This is a genomic window from Ekhidna sp. (genome assembly GCF_040223195.1).
GTDB lineage: Bacteria > Bacteroidota > Bacteroidia > Cytophagales > Cyclobacteriaceae > Ekhidna.
In genome coordinates this window covers 44,226-65,236 of sequence record NZ_JAVKDX010000010.1, presented here as the reverse complement: position 1 = coordinate 65,236, position 21,011 = coordinate 44,226, and the positions used below count along the sequence as shown (strand labels likewise).

Annotated in this window: 30 protein-coding genes; 8 read left to right on the top strand and 22 right to left on the bottom strand. The window is 46.7% G+C overall.

The window, feature by feature from the left end; all coding sequences use genetic code 11:
• Positions 1–2: 2 nt before the first annotated feature.
• From RLN88_RS04350 to RLN88_RS04305, 10 genes are all read right to left on the bottom strand, one after another.
• Positions 3–2,267 (bottom strand): tape measure protein, encoded by a 2,265-nt coding sequence (locus RLN88_RS04350; RefSeq protein WP_350220162.1) that lies wholly within the window; start codon positions 2,265–2,267, stop codon positions 3–5.
• Positions 2,264–2,386 carry a hypothetical protein gene (locus RLN88_RS04345; protein ID WP_350220161.1) on the bottom strand — a complete coding sequence of 41 codons (123 nt, stop codon included), beginning with the start codon at positions 2,384–2,386 and terminating at the stop codon, positions 2,264–2,266. Before RLN88_RS04345 ends, RLN88_RS04350 begins: the two co-directional genes overlap by 4 nt.
• Positions 2,386–3,030, bottom strand: coding sequence for a hypothetical protein (locus RLN88_RS04340; RefSeq protein ID WP_350220160.1), 645 nt, complete (start codon positions 3,028–3,030; stop codon positions 2,386–2,388). Before RLN88_RS04340 ends, RLN88_RS04345 begins: the two co-directional genes overlap by 1 nt.
• A gap of 13 nt (positions 3,031–3,043) precedes the next feature.
• Positions 3,044–3,622 carry a hypothetical protein gene (locus RLN88_RS04335; RefSeq protein WP_350220159.1) on the bottom strand — a complete coding sequence of 193 codons (579 nt, stop codon included), beginning with the start codon at positions 3,620–3,622 and terminating at the stop codon, positions 3,044–3,046.
• The gene (locus RLN88_RS04330) at positions 3,619–3,825 is read right to left on the bottom strand and encodes a hypothetical protein (protein WP_350220158.1); all 207 of its coding nucleotides are present in this window, start codon (positions 3,823–3,825) and stop codon (positions 3,619–3,621) included. Before RLN88_RS04330 ends, RLN88_RS04335 begins: the two co-directional genes overlap by 4 nt.
• A 2-nt stretch (positions 3,826–3,827) precedes the next feature.
• Positions 3,828–4,340 (bottom strand): glycoside hydrolase family 108 protein, encoded by a 513-nt coding sequence (locus tag RLN88_RS04325; protein WP_350220157.1) that lies wholly within the window; start codon positions 4,338–4,340, stop codon positions 3,828–3,830.
• Positions 4,340–4,708 (bottom strand): hypothetical protein, encoded by a 369-nt coding sequence (locus RLN88_RS04320; RefSeq protein WP_350220156.1) that lies wholly within the window; start codon positions 4,706–4,708, stop codon positions 4,340–4,342. The genes RLN88_RS04325 and RLN88_RS04320 overlap by 1 nt, the downstream gene beginning before the upstream one ends.
• A gap of 96 nt (positions 4,709–4,804) precedes the next feature.
• Positions 4,805–5,878: a hypothetical protein gene (locus tag RLN88_RS04315; protein ID WP_350220155.1), complete on the bottom strand. Its 1,074-nt coding sequence runs from the start codon at positions 5,876–5,878 to the stop codon at positions 4,805–4,807.
• Positions 5,879–5,945: 67 nt separating this feature from the next.
• Positions 5,946–6,299, bottom strand: coding sequence for a hypothetical protein (locus RLN88_RS04310; RefSeq protein ID WP_350220154.1), 354 nt, complete (start codon positions 6,297–6,299; stop codon positions 5,946–5,948).
• Between the two features lie 43 nt (positions 6,300–6,342).
• Positions 6,343–7,509 carry a head maturation protease, ClpP-related gene (locus RLN88_RS04305; protein WP_350220153.1) on the bottom strand — a complete coding sequence of 389 codons (1,167 nt, stop codon included), beginning with the start codon at positions 7,507–7,509 and terminating at the stop codon, positions 6,343–6,345.
• A gap of 178 nt (positions 7,510–7,687) precedes the next feature.
• On the opposite strand from RLN88_RS04305, the gene RLN88_RS04300 reads away from it, so the two are divergent.
• The 8 genes from RLN88_RS04300 (at position 7,688) to RLN88_RS04265 (ending at position 15,953) form a co-directional block, all read left to right on the top strand.
• A complete protein-coding gene (locus RLN88_RS04300) occupies positions 7,688–8,134 on the top strand; it encodes a hypothetical protein (protein ID WP_350220152.1) in 447 nt (148 codons plus the stop codon).
• A complete protein-coding gene (locus tag RLN88_RS04295) occupies positions 8,127–9,719 on the top strand; it encodes a phage terminase large subunit family protein (RefSeq protein WP_350220151.1) in 1,593 nt (530 codons plus the stop codon). Before RLN88_RS04300 ends, RLN88_RS04295 begins: the two co-directional genes overlap by 8 nt.
• Positions 9,720–9,734: 15 nt before the next feature.
• Complete coding sequence (locus RLN88_RS04290; RefSeq protein WP_350220150.1) at positions 9,735–10,289, top strand: hypothetical protein; 555 nt, start codon at positions 9,735–9,737, stop codon at positions 10,287–10,289.
• Between the two features lie 95 nt (positions 10,290–10,384).
• A complete protein-coding gene (locus RLN88_RS04285) occupies positions 10,385–11,134 on the top strand; it encodes a phage protein Gp36 family protein (protein WP_350220149.1) in 750 nt (249 codons plus the stop codon).
• A 59-nt stretch (positions 11,135–11,193) separates the two neighbouring features.
• Positions 11,194–13,308, top strand: coding sequence for a phage portal protein family protein (locus RLN88_RS04280; protein ID WP_350220148.1), 2,115 nt, complete (start codon positions 11,194–11,196; stop codon positions 13,306–13,308).
• On the top strand, positions 13,298–13,801 hold the full coding sequence (locus tag RLN88_RS04275; protein ID WP_350220147.1) for a phage virion morphogenesis family protein: 504 nt from the start codon (positions 13,298–13,300) through the stop codon (positions 13,799–13,801). Before RLN88_RS04280 ends, RLN88_RS04275 begins: the two co-directional genes overlap by 11 nt.
• A complete protein-coding gene (locus RLN88_RS04270; RefSeq protein ID WP_350220146.1) occupies positions 13,801–15,624 on the top strand; it encodes an Ig domain-containing protein in 1,824 nt (607 codons plus the stop codon). Before RLN88_RS04275 ends, RLN88_RS04270 begins: the two co-directional genes overlap by 1 nt.
• Complete coding sequence (locus tag RLN88_RS04265; protein ID WP_350220145.1) at positions 15,624–15,953, top strand: hypothetical protein; 330 nt, start codon at positions 15,624–15,626, stop codon at positions 15,951–15,953. The genes RLN88_RS04270 and RLN88_RS04265 overlap by 1 nt, the downstream gene beginning before the upstream one ends.
• Here RLN88_RS04265 and RLN88_RS04260 read toward each other — a convergent pair.
• The 12 genes from RLN88_RS04260 to RLN88_RS04205 form a co-directional block, all read right to left on the bottom strand.
• Positions 15,950–16,345, bottom strand: coding sequence for a helix-turn-helix domain-containing protein (locus RLN88_RS04260; RefSeq protein ID WP_350220144.1), 396 nt, complete (start codon positions 16,343–16,345; stop codon positions 15,950–15,952). The genes RLN88_RS04265 and RLN88_RS04260 overlap by 4 nt on opposite strands.
• Positions 16,338–16,535 carry a hypothetical protein gene (locus RLN88_RS04255; protein ID WP_350220143.1) on the bottom strand — a complete coding sequence of 66 codons (198 nt, stop codon included), beginning with the start codon at positions 16,533–16,535 and terminating at the stop codon, positions 16,338–16,340. The genes RLN88_RS04260 and RLN88_RS04255 overlap by 8 nt, the downstream gene beginning before the upstream one ends.
• A gap of 86 nt (positions 16,536–16,621) precedes the next feature.
• Positions 16,622–16,840: a hypothetical protein gene (locus RLN88_RS04250; protein ID WP_350220142.1), complete on the bottom strand. Its 219-nt coding sequence runs from the start codon at positions 16,838–16,840 to the stop codon at positions 16,622–16,624.
• Positions 16,841–17,011: 171 nt separating this feature from the next.
• Entirely contained in the window at positions 17,012–17,356 is a 345-nt protein-coding gene (locus RLN88_RS04245) for a hypothetical protein (protein ID WP_350220141.1), read from the bottom strand.
• Positions 17,357–17,566: 210 nt separating this feature from the next.
• Entirely contained in the window at positions 17,567–17,773 is a 207-nt protein-coding gene (locus tag RLN88_RS04240; protein ID WP_350220140.1) for a hypothetical protein, read from the bottom strand.
• A 201-nt stretch (positions 17,774–17,974) separates the two neighbouring features.
• Entirely contained in the window at positions 17,975–18,175 is a 201-nt protein-coding gene (locus tag RLN88_RS04235; protein WP_350220139.1) for a helix-turn-helix domain-containing protein, read from the bottom strand.
• Positions 18,176–18,178: 3 nt separating this feature from the next.
• Positions 18,179–18,523, bottom strand: coding sequence for a hypothetical protein (locus RLN88_RS04230; protein ID WP_350220138.1), 345 nt, complete (start codon positions 18,521–18,523; stop codon positions 18,179–18,181).
• Between the two features lie 160 nt (positions 18,524–18,683).
• Entirely contained in the window at positions 18,684–18,986 is a 303-nt protein-coding gene (locus RLN88_RS04225; protein ID WP_350220137.1) for a hypothetical protein, read from the bottom strand.
• 9 nt (positions 18,987–18,995) lie between these two features.
• Positions 18,996–19,316 (bottom strand): hypothetical protein, encoded by a 321-nt coding sequence (locus RLN88_RS04220; protein ID WP_350220136.1) that lies wholly within the window; start codon positions 19,314–19,316, stop codon positions 18,996–18,998.
• Positions 19,317–19,358: 42 nt separating this feature from the next.
• Positions 19,359–19,619 (bottom strand): hypothetical protein, encoded by a 261-nt coding sequence (locus RLN88_RS04215; RefSeq protein WP_350220135.1) that lies wholly within the window; start codon positions 19,617–19,619, stop codon positions 19,359–19,361.
• An 81-nt stretch (positions 19,620–19,700) separates the two neighbouring features.
• The gene (locus tag RLN88_RS04210) at positions 19,701–20,033 is read right to left on the bottom strand and encodes a hypothetical protein (RefSeq protein WP_350220134.1); all 333 of its coding nucleotides are present in this window, start codon (positions 20,031–20,033) and stop codon (positions 19,701–19,703) included.
• A 330-nt stretch (positions 20,034–20,363) separates the two neighbouring features.
• Positions 20,364–21,011, bottom strand: coding sequence for a hypothetical protein (locus RLN88_RS04205; protein WP_350220133.1), 648 nt, complete (start codon positions 21,009–21,011; stop codon positions 20,364–20,366).

Here is a 21,011-nt window from a genome sequence, read left to right as displayed (position 1 = left end):
CACTATTTAATTTTCACATTAAAGTATTTTTCCAAATAGGTGAACCGATCCATACCTTTCACTACGCTCAGGTGAGAGCCGTGCTCGTCTATGGTGATCGCCACCCCCGGCTGGCTCTTTAGTTGTTTTACGATAGGTCTGCTAATCTCAGCAGCCAATATCTTAGGGTCGAGGCTCGCGTTACTATTCATCAGACTGATCAGGTCAGAGCGTACCTCGCCCGGCATGGACTTGTAAAACTTGGCAGCTGCCACCAGCTCCTCGTTGCTCATATCAAAGCCGATCTCTTTGTTGTGAGCTGCTTTTAATACCCGCTCATTCTTGCTGAGCCTGGCGTGGATGCTGTCGCTCGTCTCTGATCCGGGACCCTGCACCCGCTCAATACCCTCGGCAAACGCCGGGAGTGATTGTGCAAGAATGATTCCCGCAGAAATAGCCCCCTGAATTCTTGCATTGGTCGCCCAGGGCTCTCCAAAGGTTAATGGAGATGCAGCGATGGATTCAATTACTGCTAACCTCGTTTTTATCAGCACTTCCGCAAGGGCAACAGCCTGCTCAAATAGAAATTGGCGTTTTTCAGCTTCTCGCTGTTCGTTCATAATCTCCTGACGCTCTCTTTCTGCTTCTCTGAGTATCTCCGCTTTTCGCTCTTCATTATCCCCGGCCAGTGCCAGCTTGGCTTCTGTATCAGCGGCCAAAGCTTCCAACTCTCGGTCTCTGTCCTGCTGGTTTATTTCAAATAAAGAATCAGTAAGGGTAAGCCCCAGGTCTATCAACCCATCTACCACCTCTTTGCGGTGGTCCTTCATCGCTTCCCATTCCCGCTTGGTCCGCTCTACGATTTGTTCATTCGCCTTTACAAATTCGTCCCCTTTTTCATCCATCACTTCGATGGCGTCATCCATCATTTTTTCTATCTCATCATCAAACTGGAATTCCACACTACCCTCAAGGCCATCCAGATCTTTTTGCAGCCGCTCCAGCTCTTCACGGGTTTCGCGCATCTTATCTATTACCGCCTGGTCGCTGGTGCTTATAATAAAATCTTTCCACTCAAGGGTAGTTTTTTTGGTCTGGTTGCTGAGCTTCTTCATTGACATCTCAAGGAAGTTGATGGCATTAATTGTCGCCATTTGCTCTGCATTTAGACCTTCTAATGTTTCTTTGAGTTCCTTGTCTTTATCAACCGCTTCTGTTACTGTGAGATTAGCATAATCCCCTAATGCATTTGATAAGCTTTCTTGATCTGCTTCCGTTTGCTGAATTTGATCTGCTAGGTCTTTATTAGTATCCTTTAGTTCCTTAATTTTATTTATATAATCCTGCTCACTTTCTAGATCCTCAAAAGAGGATCTCATTTCATCAAAAATGACAGAGGCCGCCTGTGTGGTTCTAGCCATATCTGTCATGATAAGCTCATTTATCTGTGTAACTAAGTTTGTTAGGCCAGTAACTACTCTAAAAATCACACCACTCTCCGCCTGACCTATGGTGTTAAATAATTGATCGAAACTATCATCCAAGTTAGAGATCGCACCGCCTGTAGTCTTGCTGATACCCTCCATAGCCCCGGCCACACCTTCCATCTCTCCAAAGGCTTCCACCATTTTAAGCGCGCCCTCTTCGGTACGTTCGGCCTCCACGGTCATCCCTTTAAAGGTTGCTTTTATAACATCTCCCTCGGTCTTCACTTTTAGCCCCAGCTCAGTCCATCGCTCGGTATTGTTCACGTCCAATATAGCCTCCACCAGTTGCTCCATATCTTTCCCGGAGGCTGCCGCGAAATCACCCATCGCGGTGAGCTGCCTGTTGGCCGGAACTATCCCTCTGTTCACCAGCTTGGTGTAGCTGTCGGTCAGTTGGTTTACCTGGAAAGGGGTATTCTTCGCAAAATTCTGGATCTGTGCCATCGCGATCTGCGCCGCACTGTTTGACCCCAAAGCTGTAGTAAGTACCGCCTCCATGCGTTGGTATTCCGCGCTTATCTGGATGATGCGTTTCTGGTAGTCGATAAGTCTGTCCACAGCAAACACGGCCAGCAGGGTAGCGCCCACCTTCTTGCCCATGTTGTTCAGGCCGTCCAGCTCGTTCTTTACCTTCTTGGTATTCTTCTCACCGGACTTGCCCATTTTGTCCAGGCTTTTGTCCAGGTCTTTTATCTCCCTGTCGCTGAGTCCTGCTTCCTCACCAAAATCATGCATGAGCCGGATCAGCTTTTTCAGCTGATCATCGCCTATGTCCCATCTTATTTTGGAGTCTACACTCATTTTTTTCGTTTTGGTGTCCTTCGTCTCACTTCATTGTCCAGCCACATCCAGTACTCTTCCCAGCTCAGCTCTTTCACTGCCTTGATGCGCGAGGGATCACCCTCGCAAAAGCTCTGCACTAAGTCTTCCCATTCTTTCCATGACTTGATTCTTCCTGCCCGGAAATGATCCGGCGATAGCTTTTGATTTTTACCTGGCTTTTGATCAAATAGCTTTGGATGTCTTTTAAGGATTGATCCCCAGAGATACCCGATTGACTCAGCAGCAGATTCAAAAAAAAACCCTGATCCGGGTGTGCCTTCATCGCCTGGAGCTTCACATGGTGGCGGTCACCGTCAAACCTTCGCAGGTCTTCCTCCTCATCAAAAAACATGATGCCTGCCTGGTTTAGCAGCACCTCCATAGGGGTGAGGTTGTCCACCCAGTCTTTGAGCATGATCAGGTTAAACCCTGCCTGGCTTACTTCGCCTTTGTTCACAGAGTCGATGGTTTTCTGCAGGCTCTTACTGAGTTCATCACGCTGGATCCTCAGCTCCTTTTCCGTATCAAAAAACTTGCTCCAAATGGCACGGGCCACAGCCATGTCCGCCTCGTTTTTAAACTTGTACATCTGGCGGTCTTTGCCCAGGTAGTGCAGCACCAGCGGGTTACCATCTTTATCAATCACCGGCTCCACTTTGTGCTGCTCTTTTGCCACCGTGCGCTCCGTATAAGTGAAGCGGCTCAGGAGCCTGATCAGAAATAATGCGATTCTTCTTTTCATTGCTGTATTTGGTTTATTTAAACACCCGATAACCACCGTATAAAAGCCCCATGATGATGAGTAGGTACACCCACCACGGCAGGCTCCAGATCCCGGTCTTTACCTTGGTTTTGGTTTTGCTTTCTGTCTCTTTTTTGGTCGTATCCTTCCGCTCAGTTTTTCGCTTCTCTGTCTCCTCCTCTTTTACTTTCTCTTTTTCCTCTACAGTGGTTCGGCTGGTAGGAGTGGCCTTTGCTTTGTAGCTGATAGATCCATCGCTGACTTTGATGTCCAGGTCTACGCCATCCCCGGAGACGGTATAGGTGGCAGTGTCCCGGTTGCTGATCAGGTCGCTAAGGTTGATGGGCACTGAGCCGATGAGATAACCGCCAAACTCTTCTGTGATCGTTTTCTTTTCCAGATCACGCTCCGTTTTACTGGTTACATCCGTGTGCGTTACCTCCTCGGTAGTTACTTCCTCAGTAGAGGAGGAGCTGCTCACTACCTTTTTGCTCTTGCACCCTGACATGGATGAAATAAGCAAAATGATTAGGAACACCAGTAACAGACCTCCCCAGAATCTATTTGGCGATATGTCTAAAGTGGCACTCATTTCTCGAGTCTTTTCTGAGCCACCTTGATGCCCATCACCGCCGCTACTATGCCTACGATCGTGAATGAAGGATTGAAATCCAACGCCCTCACGATGTGCATGATCCAGTCAGCGCCGAAGCACGAGACCACAATCAGGTTTGCAAGCCTTGCGTTGCTGAACCTACCGGTTCCTGATTCTTCTAAAAATTCGTTTAGTCTCATGATTATGTTTTTTTGATTTCAACCCTGTTAAACCACCCGATATATTTCTCCATCACCTCCCTGCGCCTCATCAGCCCGATGTAGAATTCGCCTTGCAGTATGTTCATCACATTGAAAAGGACCTTACTGCCCACTTGATTGGAGTGGTAAGCTCTAATCGTTGCAGGTCCTATATCTCCATCCAGCTTGATGTTCGAGTAGTCTCTCTCATTTCTATTGGTTAGGTTGAGCGCATCCTGGAAAATCATTGCTCCTCTATAAGTGCCCATGTTCACCGATGTGTCGAATAGCTCGATCGCGATTTCATCCGCTAACTGATGACATCCTAGCTTTTCCCAGAAGTCCTTGAGGTAGATCGCCTTAGCCTCTTCCACGGTTAGGTTCTTAATGTCCAGATGTGGGTAGCTCCTTTTAGAGATACCATATTTAGTCTCACCTCCCGGATCATCCGGGTCATTCACATACCGCCCCTCATGTCCGATCGTGTACTTAAATGCTTTCTCAAATGCTTCCATCAGTCCTTGATTTTCTTTTTCAAATCCTTATTCTCTTTCGTCAGCTCGTCCACCTGTTTGGTCAGTCGCTTCACTTGCGACTCCAGGTCATCGATGTACTTACTCAGCTGCTTAACCTTAGCCTCAAACTCCTCGGTGGCTGATTGGTACCGCTTGCGGGTATCCTCCAGCTGATCGTTTAGGTCTTTGATCAGGTTTGAGTATATCTTACTATAGATCTCCTTTTCCTCTGCCGCTGTTTTTCCCTTCTCCGCCATCACCTTCCCCTTTTGGGCATTCATCAGGTGGCGGTTGGTGAGCCAGGCCGCAAACGTTGTGAGCGCCCCGCTACCAATTACTGCGAGTGTTACAGTCAACCATATCGGCATAATCTTCCTTTTTTTAATGTGTGATAAAAAAGCCAGGGAAGGAATCCCTCACCCTGGCCCAGTTCAACCAATTCAGCAATTTGAAGAAGATTGTCTTTATACCGTATCTCCGTGCACGGCCACTACACCCTCGGTATTGGTTCTTTCCGGACTGGATCCTGCCCTTACCTGCGCACTGTAAATGTCCGCCTGGTATGTAGGGTCATCAGTAGCTCCGAAGAACTTGATAGTACCTTGTGCCAGATGTACAAAGTCCGCATCGATCAATAGGATTGCATCCTCATCCGTAGCAGCGTTTGCAGCACTCGGTGCTTTCTTCACCGGCGTTGCTGCGTTAGTCCAGCGCGGCATCACATCCGTCCGCACAATCTTAAAGCCGCAGATCTCTACCAGGTCACCCTTAGACCACACCGCACCGTACCGGTCATGATTGTCTTTGCTTTGGATACTGGAGTCAGATTTTAACTGATTGTAAGCATCCTCGCGCATGATCGCCACTCTGTTACCTTGCTCTTTTTTGGTTTGGTTGTTTAGTACCGTCTTGCCAGACCCAATGTCTGCCACCAAAAACTTCTTACGGTTGCCGGTCGCGCCGGTCAGGTATGCTGCTGCACTTGCTCCGGTACTCGGTACGATGTTGGCCGCTGCAGTAGGAGCCCAGTTATACAAAGTCCATCTCGCCACCTCACGGTTCAGCGCCTTCATGTGGTCCTGCAATACGTCATCCATTTTATCATAGCTCAGCTCGATCTTGTCAGCTTCCGGGATAGAAATAGTCTCCGTGCTAAACTCATCGATCTCATACATGAGCGTAGTATCTGCTCTGCGGGTCACATTAATCGGGAATGTTTCACGATTTCTAACTACCTCCGGCTCAGCACCTGCCTGCGGGATGTAGACAAATTTGCCCATCATCACATTGCGGTCCCGGCTTCTGGAGTATGTCCTCAGCCACTCGTATCCCTTAAAGAGATTACTGGCGATGAAGTCCTCCCATATCTGGATCTGAATAGTGGAGGCCAGCACCCCGGCGGGCAAGCTTACAAAAAGTCCCGCTGCGCCCATCCCAACCCCCAGAGTAAAGCCAGCCACGGGATTTTCAACGGCAACTGACATCCCCACAAACAGGGCCATCATGATATTAAATAATAGTTTGCTAAAAGTTTTCATTAGTCCTTGATATTTTGAGTTTTCAATTAGTCCTTAAAGTCCTTTTTGCTCAGCTCTTAATCACTGATTAAGCAGCGTCTACAATTTTCAGCCAGGCAGTCTTTGCGATAAATTCAGTGGCTGTCCACACGAGTGTGATCACGTCACGGTCATTTGCTACACCCGTCAGAGCCGGGGCTACAATAGTGCTGCCTGCAGATCCGAAAGTCACATCCCGGCCGGTTGCTCCCTGCGAAATATCTACCACCACTTCATCGCCCGCCATCAGTGTGTCTCCGGCCAGCAAGCTTAGTGCTGTGATCTCCTGTCCGGGCGTGTCTATGGACGCAATGGCAGGGCCGTCAATTTGAAGCGTGCTGGTGCCAGCATCTTCAATCGAAAGCGCCTCCGCGTCATTAAAAGGGTATCTTACTTTTCCCATGATTATTTGAGTTTTTGAGTTTTTAAAAATTGATTTATGCCGCTTACGCTTCGGGAAACTTCTCAGCTTTCAACTGCGCGAAGTGCTCCGGGTGCTTCTCTTTGATCAGCTCCAGCTTGTCCTGCTTGTGCGCCTCATCCCAGCTAAGTTTTAGCAATGGATCGTTTGGGTTAGCTGGTGGTGCTCCACCACTTAATGGATCACGTCCTTTCATCCCATTCAATGCCGCCTCTGTGCTTTCAAAATCAGCCAGTGCCAGCTTTTCATAGGTAGCCACCTGAGCATCCACTATCTTCCCGGCTTCTTTCGCTGTGTTCACCAGCATTTTAGCCTTGTCCTCCAGGTTCTTTTTCGCATCATCTTTGATCTGCTTTTTCAGCTTCACATTTTCAGCAGCCACCTCGTCAAACTTGGCAGTCAGCATGCTTATGCCTTTCTTCAGATCATCCTCAGTGGGCGCTCCTTTTTCACCTGAAGGCTCAATCGCCACCACCGGTGCTTTTTCAAATTGGATGCTGGTAAGCATCGTAAATAGTGCAATTAGATTTTTCATCTTATTTCCGTTTTTAGTTTGTTTTTGTGGTTCGGTCGGCATCAACTCATCATCATAGCGGGCGGCAATGTTTCGCACTTCCTGTTCCTCATTCTCGCTCACCAGACCATCCTCGATTTCATCGACCAGTCCTGCCTTTAGTGCTTCGTCAGCAGTAAACCAGGTGTCTTTTCCGTGTTCCATCCAGTTGTCCAGCACCCATTGCTTATCCTTGCCCACTCGCTTGGCATAGAGTTCTGCCATTTGCTCATTGAAAGAATCCATCAGATCAGCCTGTCGGCGCATATCCTCACTGCCCCCTTCTTGCCAGCCGTTGCTTTGATGAATCATCAACCTGGCATTCTTGCTCATGTATACCTTTGCTTTAGGCACGGTTACAAATACGCTGGCCATACTAGCCGCCAGCCCGTCAATATGAATGGAGATATTGAGCTTAGTGTCACGCAATGACTGGATCATAGCCAGCCCGTCAAACACCTCACCACCTACAGAGTTGATCCGAACTTTTAGGTTTGTATAGCCATCTTCCTCAGCTTTCTTCAATTCCATTTTAAATGCTTTCGCATTGTTATCACTCCAGCTGGCAATCGCGCCGTAGACCAGGATCTCCGCAGTGGCGGAATCGAGCTTTAAAAGAATGAATGGCTTGCGTTTCATTTTGTACTTTTCAATGATTACAAAGCCAAAGAAATAGCAGCCATACCATACCAAAAAACCACTAAATTTTAAAAATAAGAGGTTTCTTAGCTCAACTAAGAGGTTTCTTAGTTTTGAATTTTACTAAGTTTATAAAGCTGTTTTCCTGCCGCACATTTGTATCAAATCAATACCCCCAATGGCAGGTAAAATCACGAATAAGGAGAAAAGAATATTGGCCGAAAGCCTCTATATGACCGGCATGACCGGCAAAGAGATTTCCGATTATGTGAAAACCAGCGAGACCCAGATCTCCAGATGGAAAAAAGAAGGGAAGTGGGAGGAGCTAAGGAAGGTGAAAACGATCAGCAACAATCAGCTGATCATGAATGCCTACAAAGCAAGCCAGGCAATCTATGATCTGGCTGACAAAGATGATCGTGTCCTCAACTCTAAGGAGACGGACCAGGTGCTGAAACTATCGGCGACAGTAAAAAATCTGGAGCGCGAGCTGAACGTCCAGACCGCCACCCTGGTATTCAAGGGATTTAACGAGCACCTCATCAAGTCCGGACAGCTAGACCTGGCCAAAGAGTTTATTGAACACCAGCGGGAATTTGTACTAAGCCTGATGCCAAATGAGTAAGTTCTACCGCACATCGAACTACAAAGAGCGCCGGGCGTTCGACAGCTTTGAGGAGCACCTGCAGTGGGTGAAGAATGCCACGCCTGTAAACCTGCAGGAATCCGAAGAGCAGCGCGAAAAACGAAAAGCCAAAGCGCGAAAGGACTATCGCTATTTCGTGGGCGAGTACTTCCCACACTATGCCACAGCGGAGTGCTCAGACTTTCAGGTGCGGCTGGCAAACCTTATTCTTAAGTACCCCATCCTCCGGGTGATCGTGGCGTGGTTCCGCTTTGCCGGGAAGTCCGTGCACACAAACATCTTCATCCCGATGTGGCTCAAGATCCAGCAGCCAAAGCAGTTCCACACGATGGTGCTGATCAGTAAGTCTCTGGATGCGGCCAAGCGGTTGCTCTCAGATCTCCAGGCTGAGCTGCAGGGAAACAATAAGTACAATGGTGACTATGGTAAGCAAATCAAGATGGGCACCTGGGAAGAGGGCGAGTTTACCACCAAAGACGGCACCAGCTTTGTCGCGCTGGGTATGGGACAGTCCCCACGGGGTTTGCGTAACAGGCAGCACCGTCCGGATCTCTACGTGCTGGATGATATAGATGATGATCAGACCGTGCTAAACGAATCGCTGATCGATAAACGAATCGACTGGATCATGCGCGCACTCATACCTTCGATGGATGTAGGCCGTGGGCGTGTGCTCATCCCAAACAACATCATGCACGAGAAGTCCATCATCGCCAAGCTCGTGCACCGTTTCAAAGACAACATTGACAAGCTCACCCAGCTGGGTCAGGATACCAGCAACCCGATCAATACCCACTACCACATCAGCAAGGTGAACATCCGGGATAAGAATGGAAAGCTCACCTGGCCGGAGAAGTTCACCGAGCTGGAGGTGGACAACCTGGAGATAGAGCTGGGCTATGCTGCAGCACAAACGGAGTTGTACAATAACCCTATCACCGAAGGCAAGACATTCAAACGTGAATGGATGCAGTTTAAAAGCCTGCCATCCTTCAATCAGTATAATGACATGGTGGCATACTACGATGGTGGCTACAAAGACACGGCCACCAGCGACTCTAAGAGCCTGGTACTTGTCGGCATTTTAAAAGGTGAGTACCACATCATTAAAACGTATACCGGAAAAGCCACCCGCATGGAAGCGGTAGAATGGCACTACGATCTGCACGGCTGGCTCAGAGACCAGTCGGCAGCCTGCCGGTGGTACATGGAAGAGGTCTTTATGCTGGATATGCTATACGATGATTTCAAAGCAGCGGCTGAAAGTAAAGGCTATCCCATTCCCCTGCTCGGCGATACCCGAAAGAAACCAAACAAAGACCTTCGGATCCAAAGCCTGGCCGGGGCATTTGAGCGGGGCAATGTGTACTTCAATAAAGCGGAAGAGAGCAGCCACCACATGAAAACACTTATTGAGCAGTTCCTGGCATTTCAGCCGGGCAAGAAGACATTAAAAGACGGGCCCGATGCATGCGAAGGAGCGATGCACCTTTTGATGGACAGAATTATGGCCAGCGAGCCCATACACCTGGGCCCCAGACGTACAAGCAAATTTCAATTTTAAAACACTAATAATATCATGAAAAATTTACATGCAGAAGCTCAGGAAATAGCAAACACCTATTTTCCCAACGCCGACCAGAAAGCAAACAACAAAGATTTGGTAAAACGCATCATCAACTTTGCGGATAATGCCGATAGCTCAGTGAGCATCGAAGAGATCCAAAGCATCAAAACAGGTCACCAGCAGGAGCTGGAAGAGATCAAAAGCCAACATGCCGAGGATCTGAAAACCCTTAAAGAGGAGCATGGGGAAAATGTGACCAAACTCCGGGAGGACAATAAAGCAGCGCTCCAAGTAAAGCAGGATGCTTTTGATGCGCTCAAAGAGAAGAATGAAGAAATGGTGAAAAAAGTGGAGGAGCAGGTAGGGCTGGCCAAAGAGATAGAGGAGGGTGTGCTCGCTCAGACGCAAACCAGGGTAGATGAGGCCGTGAAAGCAGCTGAGAAAATCCTCAATGATGCCCATAAAGCAGAATTGAAAAAACTGAAAGATGCCCACACGAAGGATGTAGACAAACTGAAAAAGGAGATCGCTGGACTCAAAGCAGCTCAGAAAAAGGAAAAGGACTAAAGATCTCCTATTCTGCCAGGCGGGTCGGGTTCGGTTAGGTGTTCCCCGGCCTGCTATTTTGGATACCAAAATACCAACTACTAAATACCATAACAATGGCCTCTAAAATATTCGTACTTGATACCGACTACCAGCAGATAATCCAGACAGAGATCAAAGATGAGATAGCCAACTCCGCCATCCTGCGCGAGTGCGAGGAGTCTGCCATCATAGAAATGATGAGCTACCTCAATGCCCGGTTTGACATCTCCAACCTCTTCCCGGCCATTACCAAGTGGAACAGCCGTATGCTTTACCAGCCCAGCGATTATGTAGACTACAATGGCACGTTTGTCCGGGCACTACTGCCACCCGATGCAAACGCGGTGGACAACCGAAACAAAACACCAAGCGGCGACAACCTCAGCGATGATGGTGAAGTGGGATCCGGATTCTACTGGACAGACTACACCTTTCCAAACATCAAAGACTATGATGCCGATGAGACACTGACCGCCGCGATGATTGCTGCCGGAGCGTACCGGGTCTCCAATAATATCTTTTGGAAGGCTCTGACCACCGTCAATGATACCCCGGCAGAGGGGGCCAACTGGACGGAGGACGATCCGCGCAATGCCAAGCTGGTGGAGATCTGCTGCAAGCTGGCGCTGTACAAAGCGCATGCAAGGATCTCACCAAATCAGATCCCGGACTTGCGGGTGCAGGAGCACGACATGGCCATCGATTGGCTGAAGGCCGCAGCGTCCGGCGAGGTATCGCCACAGCTGCCACAGGTAGCCGAGGAAGAGCAAAATATGAAAACCGTGCAGTACGGGAGTGAGACTAAGAAGGGATATACCTTTTAAGTGGTGTTTAACCACCCCTAGAATGCACGAAAAGATTTGAACAATACAATGACACCAAAATGGGAATAAAGAACGTCAGACTCAAAGAAAACACCTCCGGTGATAAAACCGCTCCGGAGGCCAGCGTAAAGCCCGGCAACCGAATGGTGCAGGTGCTCAATCAACCCATTGAAATAGGTGAGGCACACCTGGGCAACAAAACAATTTCTAAATGGCTCAGGTCCATCAAGTCCGCCACCAGCCTTTCTAACCCCCGAAGAAAGGAGCTCCACGAAATGCATGAGGACATACTCCTGATGGACGGCTTCCTTAACTCCGTAATCTCCAAGCGCGAGCGGGCAGTCACCACCACCCCTTTCATTTGGGAAGGTCTGGAGGATGAGCGATTTATTGACAACTTTGCCAGCCCCTGGTTTATGAAGCTATTAAAGCAAGTGTGGTCCAGGGTGGTGAGAGGTCACACCGTCATTGAGTTCTTTCAGGACCAGGACGGGCTCTTTAATGACACCAAGATCCTGCCGCGTAAAAATGTGATCCCTCAGCAGCAGATCATCACCGATCACGTGCTTGGATCCAGCGGGCGCAGCTATGCCGAGGAGCCCGCATGCAATTGGATCCTGGAGGTAGGCGAGCCTGATGATCTGGGACTGCTCACCCAGCTGATCCCATACGTGCTGATGAAGCGGGACAATATGGCATTCTGGGCTACATACAATGAAGTCTTTGGTATGCCTTTCCGCATCTACTACTACAGCCCACATGTTAAGAACGCACGGGCGGAGGCAGTACAGCAGGCGCAAAAGCAAGGAGCGGCAGCCTGGGCTGTCCTCCCGGAAAACCAGACACGGGTGGAGTTTGTGAAAGACGGCACCAGCTCCGCCTCCAGCAATGGCGCATTTGATTCACTACGCAAGGCGCTGAACGAAGAGATCACCATCACTGTGCTGGGGCAGACACTCACTACCGGCACAGACGGCAAAGGATCGTATGCGCTTGGCGGCATCCACAAAGAAGTGGAGGAAGGTGTGAACCTGGAGGATAGGCTATGGATGGAGTACGTCCTCAATTATCAGTTCCGTCCGCTGGCCATCAAACACGGCTATCCGCTGGAGGGCATCAAAGGATACTTCCAGGAGACCGAACGCGTGAGCATGGAGAAAAAGCAGGAAATGTGGAACAAAGCCATAGAGAAAGGCTTGAAGATCTCCGCCGAGGACTATTACAATGAGTTCGGCATTCCGCATCCGGAGGAACGTGGGGATGTAATTCAACTTCCAGCAAAGGATAACATTGACCCCAACCCAGAGCCCGAAAAAAAAAAGACTAGCCTGAATGCGCGGTTAAAGACCCTATACTCAACAGTAATTCCCCCTTTAAAAGGGGACAAGGGGGTTGTCAAGCTCAGCTCACAATCAGACTTTGAAAAAGCCTGGGAGCGCATCATCAAACAGATGCATGAGGGATCGATAAAAGCAGGTGACGTAGACCAGGAGCTTTTTGACCTGATCAGCGCACAGCTCACAACCGCACTCGATCAGGGATTTAGCGAGGCATTCAATAAACTCACCCCCGGCACCAAAGAGCACGAGCTCATGCTGCAGCTGCGCGAGAACGTCTTTGTATTCTCCGGCTTTAAAACCTACCAGGAGCTGCAGGAAGCCAGTAAGCTGCTAATCAATGAGGCCGGAGTGATCCGCCCGTTTGCAGAGTTCCGGGATGAAGTATTGAAACTGCACCAGCAGTACGATCTAAACTACCTGCGCACTGAATATAACATGGCTGTAGGTAATGCACAAGCCGCAGAATTCTGGCTTCAGGTTGAAGAAAATTCTGCGGCCAAGCCCTATCTAAGATTTAGCGCTATCCTAGACACTGTGAGTCGTCACAAAAAATATCATGGTATAACTAGAAGATGGGACGATCCAATCTGGGAATGGTTAACGCCATTATTAGACTATGGATGTAGATGTTTACTCCAAATGTTAGCTGAGGCGGAGGTTACCTCTCCTAATAAGCTTCCTGATCCAACAGGAATACCAGAAATGTTCAGGTTTAATCCAGGAAAGCAAAAAGCGGTATTCCCGAAAAATCACCCGTACTATGAGGTAGCATCGGAGGACCAGCAGGCAGCAGACAATTTGTGGAACCTTAAAAAGCCAGACGGTGACACCTAAACAAGCCGCCATAGCGCTCAATAAGTTCCGGCTGGAGCTGCCCTACCTGGTAGGTACGGAGATCGTGAATTTCATCCTGGACAACTGGGACAAGCAGGGATTCCAGGGCACGAGCTTTGAAAAGTGGGAGCCACGAAAGGATCCGAGCAGGCAAGGCCGGGCCATACTGGTAGGAAAGCAGAGCGGCAGGCTCAGGAGGTCGCAGAAGTTTAAGACCATACCGGGCGGAAAAGTAGAGGCCGGATCTGACCTGGACTATGCCGGGATCCACAACAAAGGCGGCCAGCTAAAAGTGAAGGTCACCGCCAAGAGCAGGCGTTTCTTCTGGGCTATGTGGTACCAGACAAAAAATGATATGTGGAAGGCGATGGCACTCACGAAAAAGAGATACATGACCATCACCATCCCGAAGCGGCAATTTATAGGCCCCAGCCCGGTGCTGGACAAGATGATCGAGACGATGATTGACAAACGACTTAAAAGAATATTATAATGAGGTACGTAGAACAGGAACTTTATGCAGGCATTCAAACCCGGTTGCTGGCCGGAGCAATAGAGAGCCACTACACGGATGCCAGCCACGTGAAGCCCGCCACCATTCGGGAATACAATAACGACTATGAGCCTACCAACGATCAGCAGCTGCCTTTCAACCGGCCTGCGGTATTCATAGAATTCGGCGAGTACGAGCTGCAAGACATGGGCGGCTATGTGAAGGGGCCCGTGCCCATCACCCTGCATGTGGTGCAGGATATGGTAAACCAATCCGGAAACGTGAACAGCACCCAGGACACCAAGTACCAGGCAAAACTCAAGTATCCGTCACTCATCCAGGAGCTGCTACACCAGTACCGCATCAGCAACTGCATACTGGATGTGAAGAAACCAAAGAAAGATCCGGACGCTAAGAACCTGATGGTCTATCTGATAGAGATCACCGCGCGTGTACGGGTGCCCAGGAGATCCAGCTCGCTACCGGCGGAGACTCCCCTGTCAGCCTTTAGCTACAGCAATGCAAGCCAGACCATTGATGAGGGCAACCCCATTACCACGATCACCGCTACTACTACCGGAGATGTAGCCAGATTTGTAGTAGACATTAATAGCACGATTATTTCAGGTTTGGTGCTGGATCCTACATCAGGACAGATTTCCGGCACGCCTACCGCCGAGGGATCATTTAAAGTGGCGGCTATTAGTCAGTACGGTCAGGTGATCGGCGTGGTGGTGGTCACTATCGCATTTACAGGGGCTACTACACCAGTCACTTCGTTGACTTACAGCAATGATGAGCAGACTATTTACGAAGAGACTGGTGACGGAGCGTTTGTTCCAATGTTTGCAACCACAGACCCGGCTGGTGCTACAGGAAGCTACTCAAGCGTTGACCTACCTGATGGACTATCCTTGAATAGTAGCACAAGTGAAATAACCGCAGAAACTTTTGGAGATATACCAGCCGGAGAGAACACTTTCACAGTCACCTTCACAGGATCAGGAGACTACTCAGGCACAGCAGACTATGAGGTGACGGTGACGAAGAGGGAGTTGTGGGAGCCTACAGATTTAGCAAGCGGTTTAGAGGCCTGGTGGGACTTTACTGAAGATGGAACTGTCACATTAGATACTTACGAGGGTGCCAGCGTTTTTAATCAAGTAAACGATTTAAGTGGCAATAATAACCACCTCACTCAATCAACAGGAGCTTTTAAGCCCATTGTTGGGTCATTTAATGGAAAGCGGGTTGCTACTCATTTCGGATCTAGCTTTATGACATTTACACCTGGCTCTGATATATCTCAGCCATTCACTATATTTTATGGGTTGGTATTTCCCCCCCAATCGGGGATAGCTTATTTATTAGGGTCTGAGCTTGATTTAAATAATCGAAGAATATACTTCGACTGTTCAAACTTTTTTTATGTGCATTCGTGGGGGGTTTCGGGCTCTGTTAATATTACGGCGGAGGAGATCAATAATGCGATGAACATTACTGGCAATGTTTACCAAATGGAGTTTGACGGAGCGTCATCGTCCTTTAAAGTAGATGCCGGGGAAACACTAAGCACCGGGACATTCAACGGGGGCACAAACAATATTCCTTCATCAAATCCTACCAGGCTGCTTCAATATGGATCAGGGTCGACCAATGGATCAGGCGCATTATTAATGATTGCGGGTATTGTTTCGGGAACAATATCATTAGATAATGAAGCTAGGATTCTGGGTTGTATAGCCCATAAAATGGGTATTCAGGATAAACTACCAGCAGCACACCCTTACAAAACGTTACCGCCTTTCAAACCTTTACCATAATGGAAAAGACAATCACATTCAACAGTATAAACGAGCGCAAAGGCGCAGAAGTCATCATTGATAATGCCATAGCTAGAACCTCTATACGGTGGCACAGTAAAAGCTGCCCGGATGATCTTAGTATAAAGTACGAGAACGTGCCGGATTCTCTTTTCCGACTAGTGGAGATGCACCCGGACTGGCCGCTTATAGATCTGGTGGGCAGGTCTGAGAAGCTGCTGGATATAGCGCAGGGAATGGAGAAACGATTTGATTCTGCTCCGAATAAGGTAGATGAAGCGAAGGTGATCATCGCCGAAATAAAGCAGGTGATCGATGTGGATATTTAAACGATACTCAATCGATAGATCCCAAAAACATCCTGATTCTCCCCGTATTTAAACTCAATACTTTCCACTTCTCTTATTCTGCTATATATCCATCTATTATTAGGGATCTCTATATTAATTACCATAGATCGCAAATGATCCAGATCTGCCCATAGTTCTGGGTAGGTTGTTTCATTAAACTCATTCATGGAATTAATAATGGTGCTGTGGTCTCTGCCTCCAAGGATCTCACCCACACGATTAAGACTCAACCTACATACAGACCGCAAAAGATAGGCTATTAAATGTCTGATCCTTGATACTTCTGTCGTTTGGTTCCTTCCAAAAATCAATTCCGGGGCAATGCTATAGTGTTCCGCTATTTTGGCTACTATAAACTTATACTTATCCATGAGCCAATAATTTTTCAGGTTTGTAACTACTCTCTCTTCCCAGCACCTCTATTCTGTATGCCTTGATCGCATTCACATCCGTATCAGCCGGAGCAAACACCTCATCGATGTGCCGCTGACCCTCCTCAGTCATCAGCCAACCGATAAAATCCGGACGGGTATACTCCCCAAATAATTCAGTCAGTTTCATCTTCTTCAGTTTCGTTGTTAAACAGCTGCCTCTCCACCTCTTCCAGCCACACCAATCTCATATATGCTTCACATCCTAACATACCTCTAATTTAAAGTGGTTTGAAAAATGGTCTTAGGATCATTCTCTATAATCATGGTTATGAAATACCTGCAATTCGTTCGCTCAGCTCGCTCCTCAATTCTCATTTTTGTTAAAATAGTGTGGCTCTTGAATTTCATCCCGTACACTTCATACCACTGCATTTTTGATTGCATGCTGGAATACAAGTTCGGGCAGTTCTTCTTAAATTCTTCTTCTTCCATATCCTCTAATTTAAACCCTTTTAAACCCTTTTAAAAATCGCCGACCCACCGCACATTCCGTGCATGGCTCACTTCCCGCCAACCGGCGGGCAAGTCGCCACAGCACGTTAACAGTCGCTAGGAGTCACTCCGCTACGCTCCGCAACGTCCTAGCTTGGTGTTACCAAACATTTAGTCAAGTAACTCAAAACATTTTTTAAAGAGTGGGTAGTTATCATCTTCGCATATCCACCAATCATCGCACCATTCATAAACAAGCACCTTTTTGCCTGCATACTTCTCTATAAAAGCAATATCTTCTTTGCTGTTGTAGTGGCAGCCATTTCCTTTAACTAAAATGTTTTTTAAGTCTGTGCTTATCAAAGCAAGTTTAGGCTTCCTTAAAACGTTCTGTAATTCAACGAAAGAAAAACGTTTGGTAACACTAAATAAACCCAATAAAAGGGTTTCTGCTTCTCTTTCAGTTATCGTGCCTTGCTCAAGGTCTTTTGCTATTTTACTAAGTTCTGTTTTCATAATCTTTTACTGTGTTTATTCTTGCCCGTTATCTCTCATTTGCCAACGCACGAAAGGAAACTTTTTTAAAATGCCAACCCTCATGCTCAAATGGATATTTCTTTGCCTTTAATGAATGATACGGAAAGTTGTGAGCTTTGCAACATTCAGTAAGAGAACCCCACGCTTCTGTGAAGTCCTCTTTTGTTAATACTATTATGTTTTGGCGGTTCATGCTTCAACTATCACTATTTCCCATCTCCACTCTTTAGCTTTGAATATTTTCTTCAAACCCTCCATTCTATCTACTGCTTTAGAATAGCTATCATAAGTGAACTGATCTCTTCTGTGTTTACTTACAGTTGATCTAATAACCTTAAATCTCAAGTTTGCTTTTACGCTTTCGTTTCCGTTTTCTTTTACTATTAAAGTTTCCATAATCGTGTTTTTTAGTTTCGTTAGGTAAATATACGACTTATATTTATAATAGTTACGAAATATTTTAAAAAAGTTTCTAGCCGACCCGCCTAAACGAGAGATAACAAACAGTAAAAATCATGGCTTCTGTTAATTGAGGTGTTCGGGATTTCCGAACTACTGAGGTACTTGCATAGTGAGCCACGCTTTTTACTTGGGGCGTTAGGCTTCATTAGCCTTGCGCACAAATCCGTAATTAACTAGCAAGGCTTCTAGGTCTTTGAGCCTATCATCTGGAATGCCCCGCTTTCCCTTCAACCAGTCATTCATGCTTTGCGGCGACCAATCTATAAGCCTTGCCAGTTTAGTCCTATTGAGAGCGTCACGCTCCAAAATAAATTCCTTTGCTCGTTCATCATTCATTATTCAATAACTTTTGTAAAGATTATGCATGATTTTTTCAACCATTGGGATGTATCTTTTTGTTGTCAAATGTTGTAAATGGTTTTCACTTTTTAAAGCAACGGCTTTTACCACTGTTGGTAGAGTACCTATTGAACAGTCGGTTATTACAGTATCAATATTGACAAGATTATCCCTTAAAAATAGATGGACATTCTCATCCATCATTTGCGCATTCTCATATATGATGTGTTTACTAGCACCATCATTCATAATTATACATACTGCAAATTTTGCTGATTTTGTGACGACACAATCAACTATCGCTGTGTCAATTCTCTGACCTTTAGTTTCTACAATTTTAATCATGATTTTAATTTATTATGTTATGTGTACAAATGTACGCAAAAGAATTTATTTTGTTTATACTTATACACAAATATTTTCCACCCAAAAACGAAAGCCTAACATACAGTATCAGACATCAACCCCAACACTCAAACCAACCTCACGCCTGATACTTGGGCTGTTAGCAACCAACCCAAACATGAAAGCAATCTCCACATTCACTATCTCCCATTTCCAGCGAGTGATACACCTCTGAACTATTGCACTTTGGGCCGTTGCTAACATCCGCTAAATCACCATCATGAGACTTGCGTATGTTGTATGCATTTAATGCTCTCTGATACATATAGTTGTTATACCATGTACCCTCACCTAGTTTCTTGTAGCTTCCGTCCGTATCTAGGTGTTTATCATATACTTGGAAGTCTGCTTTATTTGGTTTTTCCATATTAAATCGTCTCATGACGTTGTTTAGCTTTTTCATTACCCACAATTAGCCAACGCACATAAATTGCTCTATTGCATGATCAAAGCAAAGCCAACCGCCTTCTTTAAAATGAACTCTCATGGTTCCTAAAGCCCAATCAACTTTTGATACTTCAACTTTATGCTTTGCTTTTTTACGGTCTTGAAGCTTAAGTCCTATTATTGCATCTTCACCTTCCCAGTCTTTACCCCATCCGTCCTTTAGTGCTTGTACTACATTAAATGTTCGACCGCCTTCTTTGTCTATGTATTTTACTATTGCCATCGCTCTGTAAAAGTGGGTAACACACGCTATAATGAAAAGCTGCATCGCCCGTTTATTTTTCATAGCTGACATTGAATGGTGCAGCTTCTCACCATAGCTAAATCGTTAGCGATTATTCGGCATCTCACCACCGCAATTACCACATATCACCTTTGATGCTGAATAATCAATGCAGGAATCATCTATCGAGCAATGACAATCGCTAACATCCGCTGAAACCCCATCTGAGGCTAGTTTGCTGATGATAATATCCACATCCTCAAGACTTATAAGGTGATTGCCGTCTTGTTCTACTTTTGCAGAAAGAGCTTCGTTATTTTGAATGTACTCTTTTAGTACAGGGTTCTTTATTTCGTATTTTTTCATAATTCTACCCGCCTCAGACGGTGTTTAGCTTTTTCGTTAGCGTTAAGAACGCCTCACTCTGTTCCGCTATCAGGACTACATTTAGTCCCAGGTGTACTCATTGTAACATGAATCACATACTCTCCATTTAGGATTTTCAATCTGCTTACCACAATACTCGCATGGATCTGTGACTAAATTCTCGTCCTGAGTTCTTAACGCTAACGTGCCACCGACAACTTCCTCGGAAGGTTCATCTGAATCCGACCGTGAAGCGTTCCTATCGCTAACACCGTGTGAAACGCCAGACTCAGTGCGTGAGGAAGTTGAAACGCCTTCCGTATTCTCGGCCTTTAAAAACTCAATTATTGAGTCTATTTCTTCATCAGTCATTGCTGGGACTGTTGCCATTAATGCAATTTGCTTGTTTGTCATAGTATTTCGTTTTTAAGTCCTTCATCCGTCCAGCGTTTAAACGGTGGCACGTTATTCGATAAAGAGTAATCAATCCAATTCCTGATTTTTTCAGCATTTTAACATACTGCAATTCGAATAATAACAGATACATCAGTTCACTAAATGGTGATCTGAATATTTTATGACCATAAAGTTCAATTACGGAGGCATCTGATATGTGCCTCTGGCGATCCATCACATACATCCATAGTTTTTGGTCCGCAATCCGTTGTATTTCCCTCGCAAAAACGAAGGATAACAAACGGTTAGCAGTATTGCCTTGTGGCTCTTGGATGTCTTTTGATGTATTCATATTTCAGTTCGGCTCGTTCCGCACTTACGAGCAACGTCTATCAACCATTTGGCGAAATCGCTGGGGGTTGCCTCACGCTCACTCTTCGGGATTTCCTTTTTGATCCTTCGTCCTGATTTCTTCTTTATTTTACTGCTCACCGTATATTCTATCATATCAAATCTGATCGGGATAGAGGGCAGCTCCCTCTGGGGGCAACCTACTATATACAGTAATGTGTTCTTTTTTGCCTTATGTCCCCACCAACTTTGATCCACACAAATTGAGTACCCTCCATATTCGTCAAATTTGCCAGGCATAGGCAGGTAAGCCGGCCATAGTTTCGATGCTCGTGGATGTTCCAGAACTCCACCATATTTTCGGATCATGTCAATGGCAAAAAAGGCTAATTCCTTTTCGCCAGGTCTAGGTTTGTCCATGTGAGCGAGTTGCCCCCAGGCACGGCACGGAGGATGTGCCACACAAGGAACGCCACCGGCCCATTTCAACGCATCCCGATCAATATCCCAACAATCAACCCCCAGCGATTTGTACACAGAATCACGTTTGCAGAATAAGACCGCCACAGATCCTAACAAACGCTGATCCGCCAGCTGGTCAGTGCTGTTTGGAAGCTGATTCGATATGGTTGCTGTTTCTGTCAT

What these genes read in the sequence shown, in the direction of transcription:
- RLN88_RS04350 (WP_350220162.1), bottom strand. Translation starts at nt 2,267, where the DNA reads ATGAGTGTAGACTCCAAAATAAGATGGGACATAGGCGATGATCAGCTG.
- RLN88_RS04340 (WP_350220160.1), bottom strand. Translation starts at nt 3,030, where the DNA reads ATGAAAAGAAGAATCGCATTATTTCTGATCAGGCTCCTGAGCCGCTTC.
- RLN88_RS04335 (WP_350220159.1), bottom strand. Translation starts at nt 3,622, where the DNA reads ATGAGTGCCACTTTAGACATATCGCCAAATAGATTCTGGGGAGGTCTG.
- RLN88_RS04330 (WP_350220158.1), bottom strand. Translation starts at nt 3,825, where the DNA reads ATGAGACTAAACGAATTTTTAGAAGAATCAGGAACCGGTAGGTTCAGC.
- RLN88_RS04325 (WP_350220157.1), bottom strand. Translation starts at nt 4,340, where the DNA reads ATGGAAGCATTTGAGAAAGCATTTAAGTACACGATCGGACATGAGGGG.
- RLN88_RS04320 (WP_350220156.1), bottom strand. Translation starts at nt 4,708, where the DNA reads ATGCCGATATGGTTGACTGTAACACTCGCAGTAATTGGTAGCGGGGCG.
- RLN88_RS04315 (WP_350220155.1), bottom strand. Translation starts at nt 5,878, where the DNA reads ATGAAAACTTTTAGCAAACTATTATTTAATATCATGATGGCCCTGTTT.
- RLN88_RS04310 (WP_350220154.1), bottom strand. Translation starts at nt 6,299, where the DNA reads ATGGGAAAAGTAAGATACCCTTTTAATGACGCGGAGGCGCTTTCGATT.
- RLN88_RS04305 (WP_350220153.1), bottom strand. Translation starts at nt 7,509, where the DNA reads ATGAAACGCAAGCCATTCATTCTTTTAAAGCTCGATTCCGCCACTGCG.
- RLN88_RS04300 (WP_350220152.1), top strand. Translation starts at nt 7,688, where the DNA reads ATGGCAGGTAAAATCACGAATAAGGAGAAAAGAATATTGGCCGAAAGC.
- RLN88_RS04295 (WP_350220151.1), top strand. Translation starts at nt 8,127, where the DNA reads ATGAGTAAGTTCTACCGCACATCGAACTACAAAGAGCGCCGGGCGTTC.
- RLN88_RS04290 (WP_350220150.1), top strand. Translation starts at nt 9,735, where the DNA reads ATGAAAAATTTACATGCAGAAGCTCAGGAAATAGCAAACACCTATTTT.
- RLN88_RS04285 (WP_350220149.1), top strand. Translation starts at nt 10,385, where the DNA reads ATGGCCTCTAAAATATTCGTACTTGATACCGACTACCAGCAGATAATC.
- RLN88_RS04280 (WP_350220148.1), top strand. Translation starts at nt 11,194, where the DNA reads ATGGGAATAAAGAACGTCAGACTCAAAGAAAACACCTCCGGTGATAAA.
- RLN88_RS04270 (WP_350220146.1), top strand. Translation starts at nt 13,801, where the DNA reads ATGAGGTACGTAGAACAGGAACTTTATGCAGGCATTCAAACCCGGTTG.
- RLN88_RS04265 (WP_350220145.1), top strand. Translation starts at nt 15,624, where the DNA reads ATGGAAAAGACAATCACATTCAACAGTATAAACGAGCGCAAAGGCGCA.
- RLN88_RS04260 (WP_350220144.1), bottom strand. Translation starts at nt 16,345, where the DNA reads ATGGATAAGTATAAGTTTATAGTAGCCAAAATAGCGGAACACTATAGC.
- RLN88_RS04255 (WP_350220143.1), bottom strand. Translation starts at nt 16,535, where the DNA reads ATGAAACTGACTGAATTATTTGGGGAGTATACCCGTCCGGATTTTATC.
- RLN88_RS04250 (WP_350220142.1), bottom strand. Translation starts at nt 16,840, where the DNA reads ATGGAAGAAGAAGAATTTAAGAAGAACTGCCCGAACTTGTATTCCAGC.
- RLN88_RS04245 (WP_350220141.1), bottom strand. Translation starts at nt 17,356, where the DNA reads ATGAAAACAGAACTTAGTAAAATAGCAAAAGACCTTGAGCAAGGCACG.
- RLN88_RS04240 (WP_350220140.1), bottom strand. Translation starts at nt 17,773, where the DNA reads ATGGAAACTTTAATAGTAAAAGAAAACGGAAACGAAAGCGTAAAAGCA.
- RLN88_RS04235 (WP_350220139.1), bottom strand. Translation starts at nt 18,175, where the DNA reads ATGAATGATGAACGAGCAAAGGAATTTATTTTGGAGCGTGACGCTCTC.
- RLN88_RS04230 (WP_350220138.1), bottom strand. Translation starts at nt 18,523, where the DNA reads ATGATTAAAATTGTAGAAACTAAAGGTCAGAGAATTGACACAGCGATA.
- RLN88_RS04225 (WP_350220137.1), bottom strand. Translation starts at nt 18,986, where the DNA reads ATGAAAAAGCTAAACAACGTCATGAGACGATTTAATATGGAAAAACCA.
- RLN88_RS04220 (WP_350220136.1), bottom strand. Translation starts at nt 19,316, where the DNA reads ATGAAAAATAAACGGGCGATGCAGCTTTTCATTATAGCGTGTGTTACC.
- RLN88_RS04215 (WP_350220135.1), bottom strand. Translation starts at nt 19,619, where the DNA reads ATGAAAAAATACGAAATAAAGAACCCTGTACTAAAAGAGTACATTCAA.
- RLN88_RS04210 (WP_350220134.1), bottom strand. Translation starts at nt 20,033, where the DNA reads ATGACAAACAAGCAAATTGCATTAATGGCAACAGTCCCAGCAATGACT.
- RLN88_RS04205 (WP_350220133.1), bottom strand. Translation starts at nt 21,011, where the DNA reads ATGACAGAAACAGCAACCATATCGAATCAGCTTCCAAACAGCACTGAC.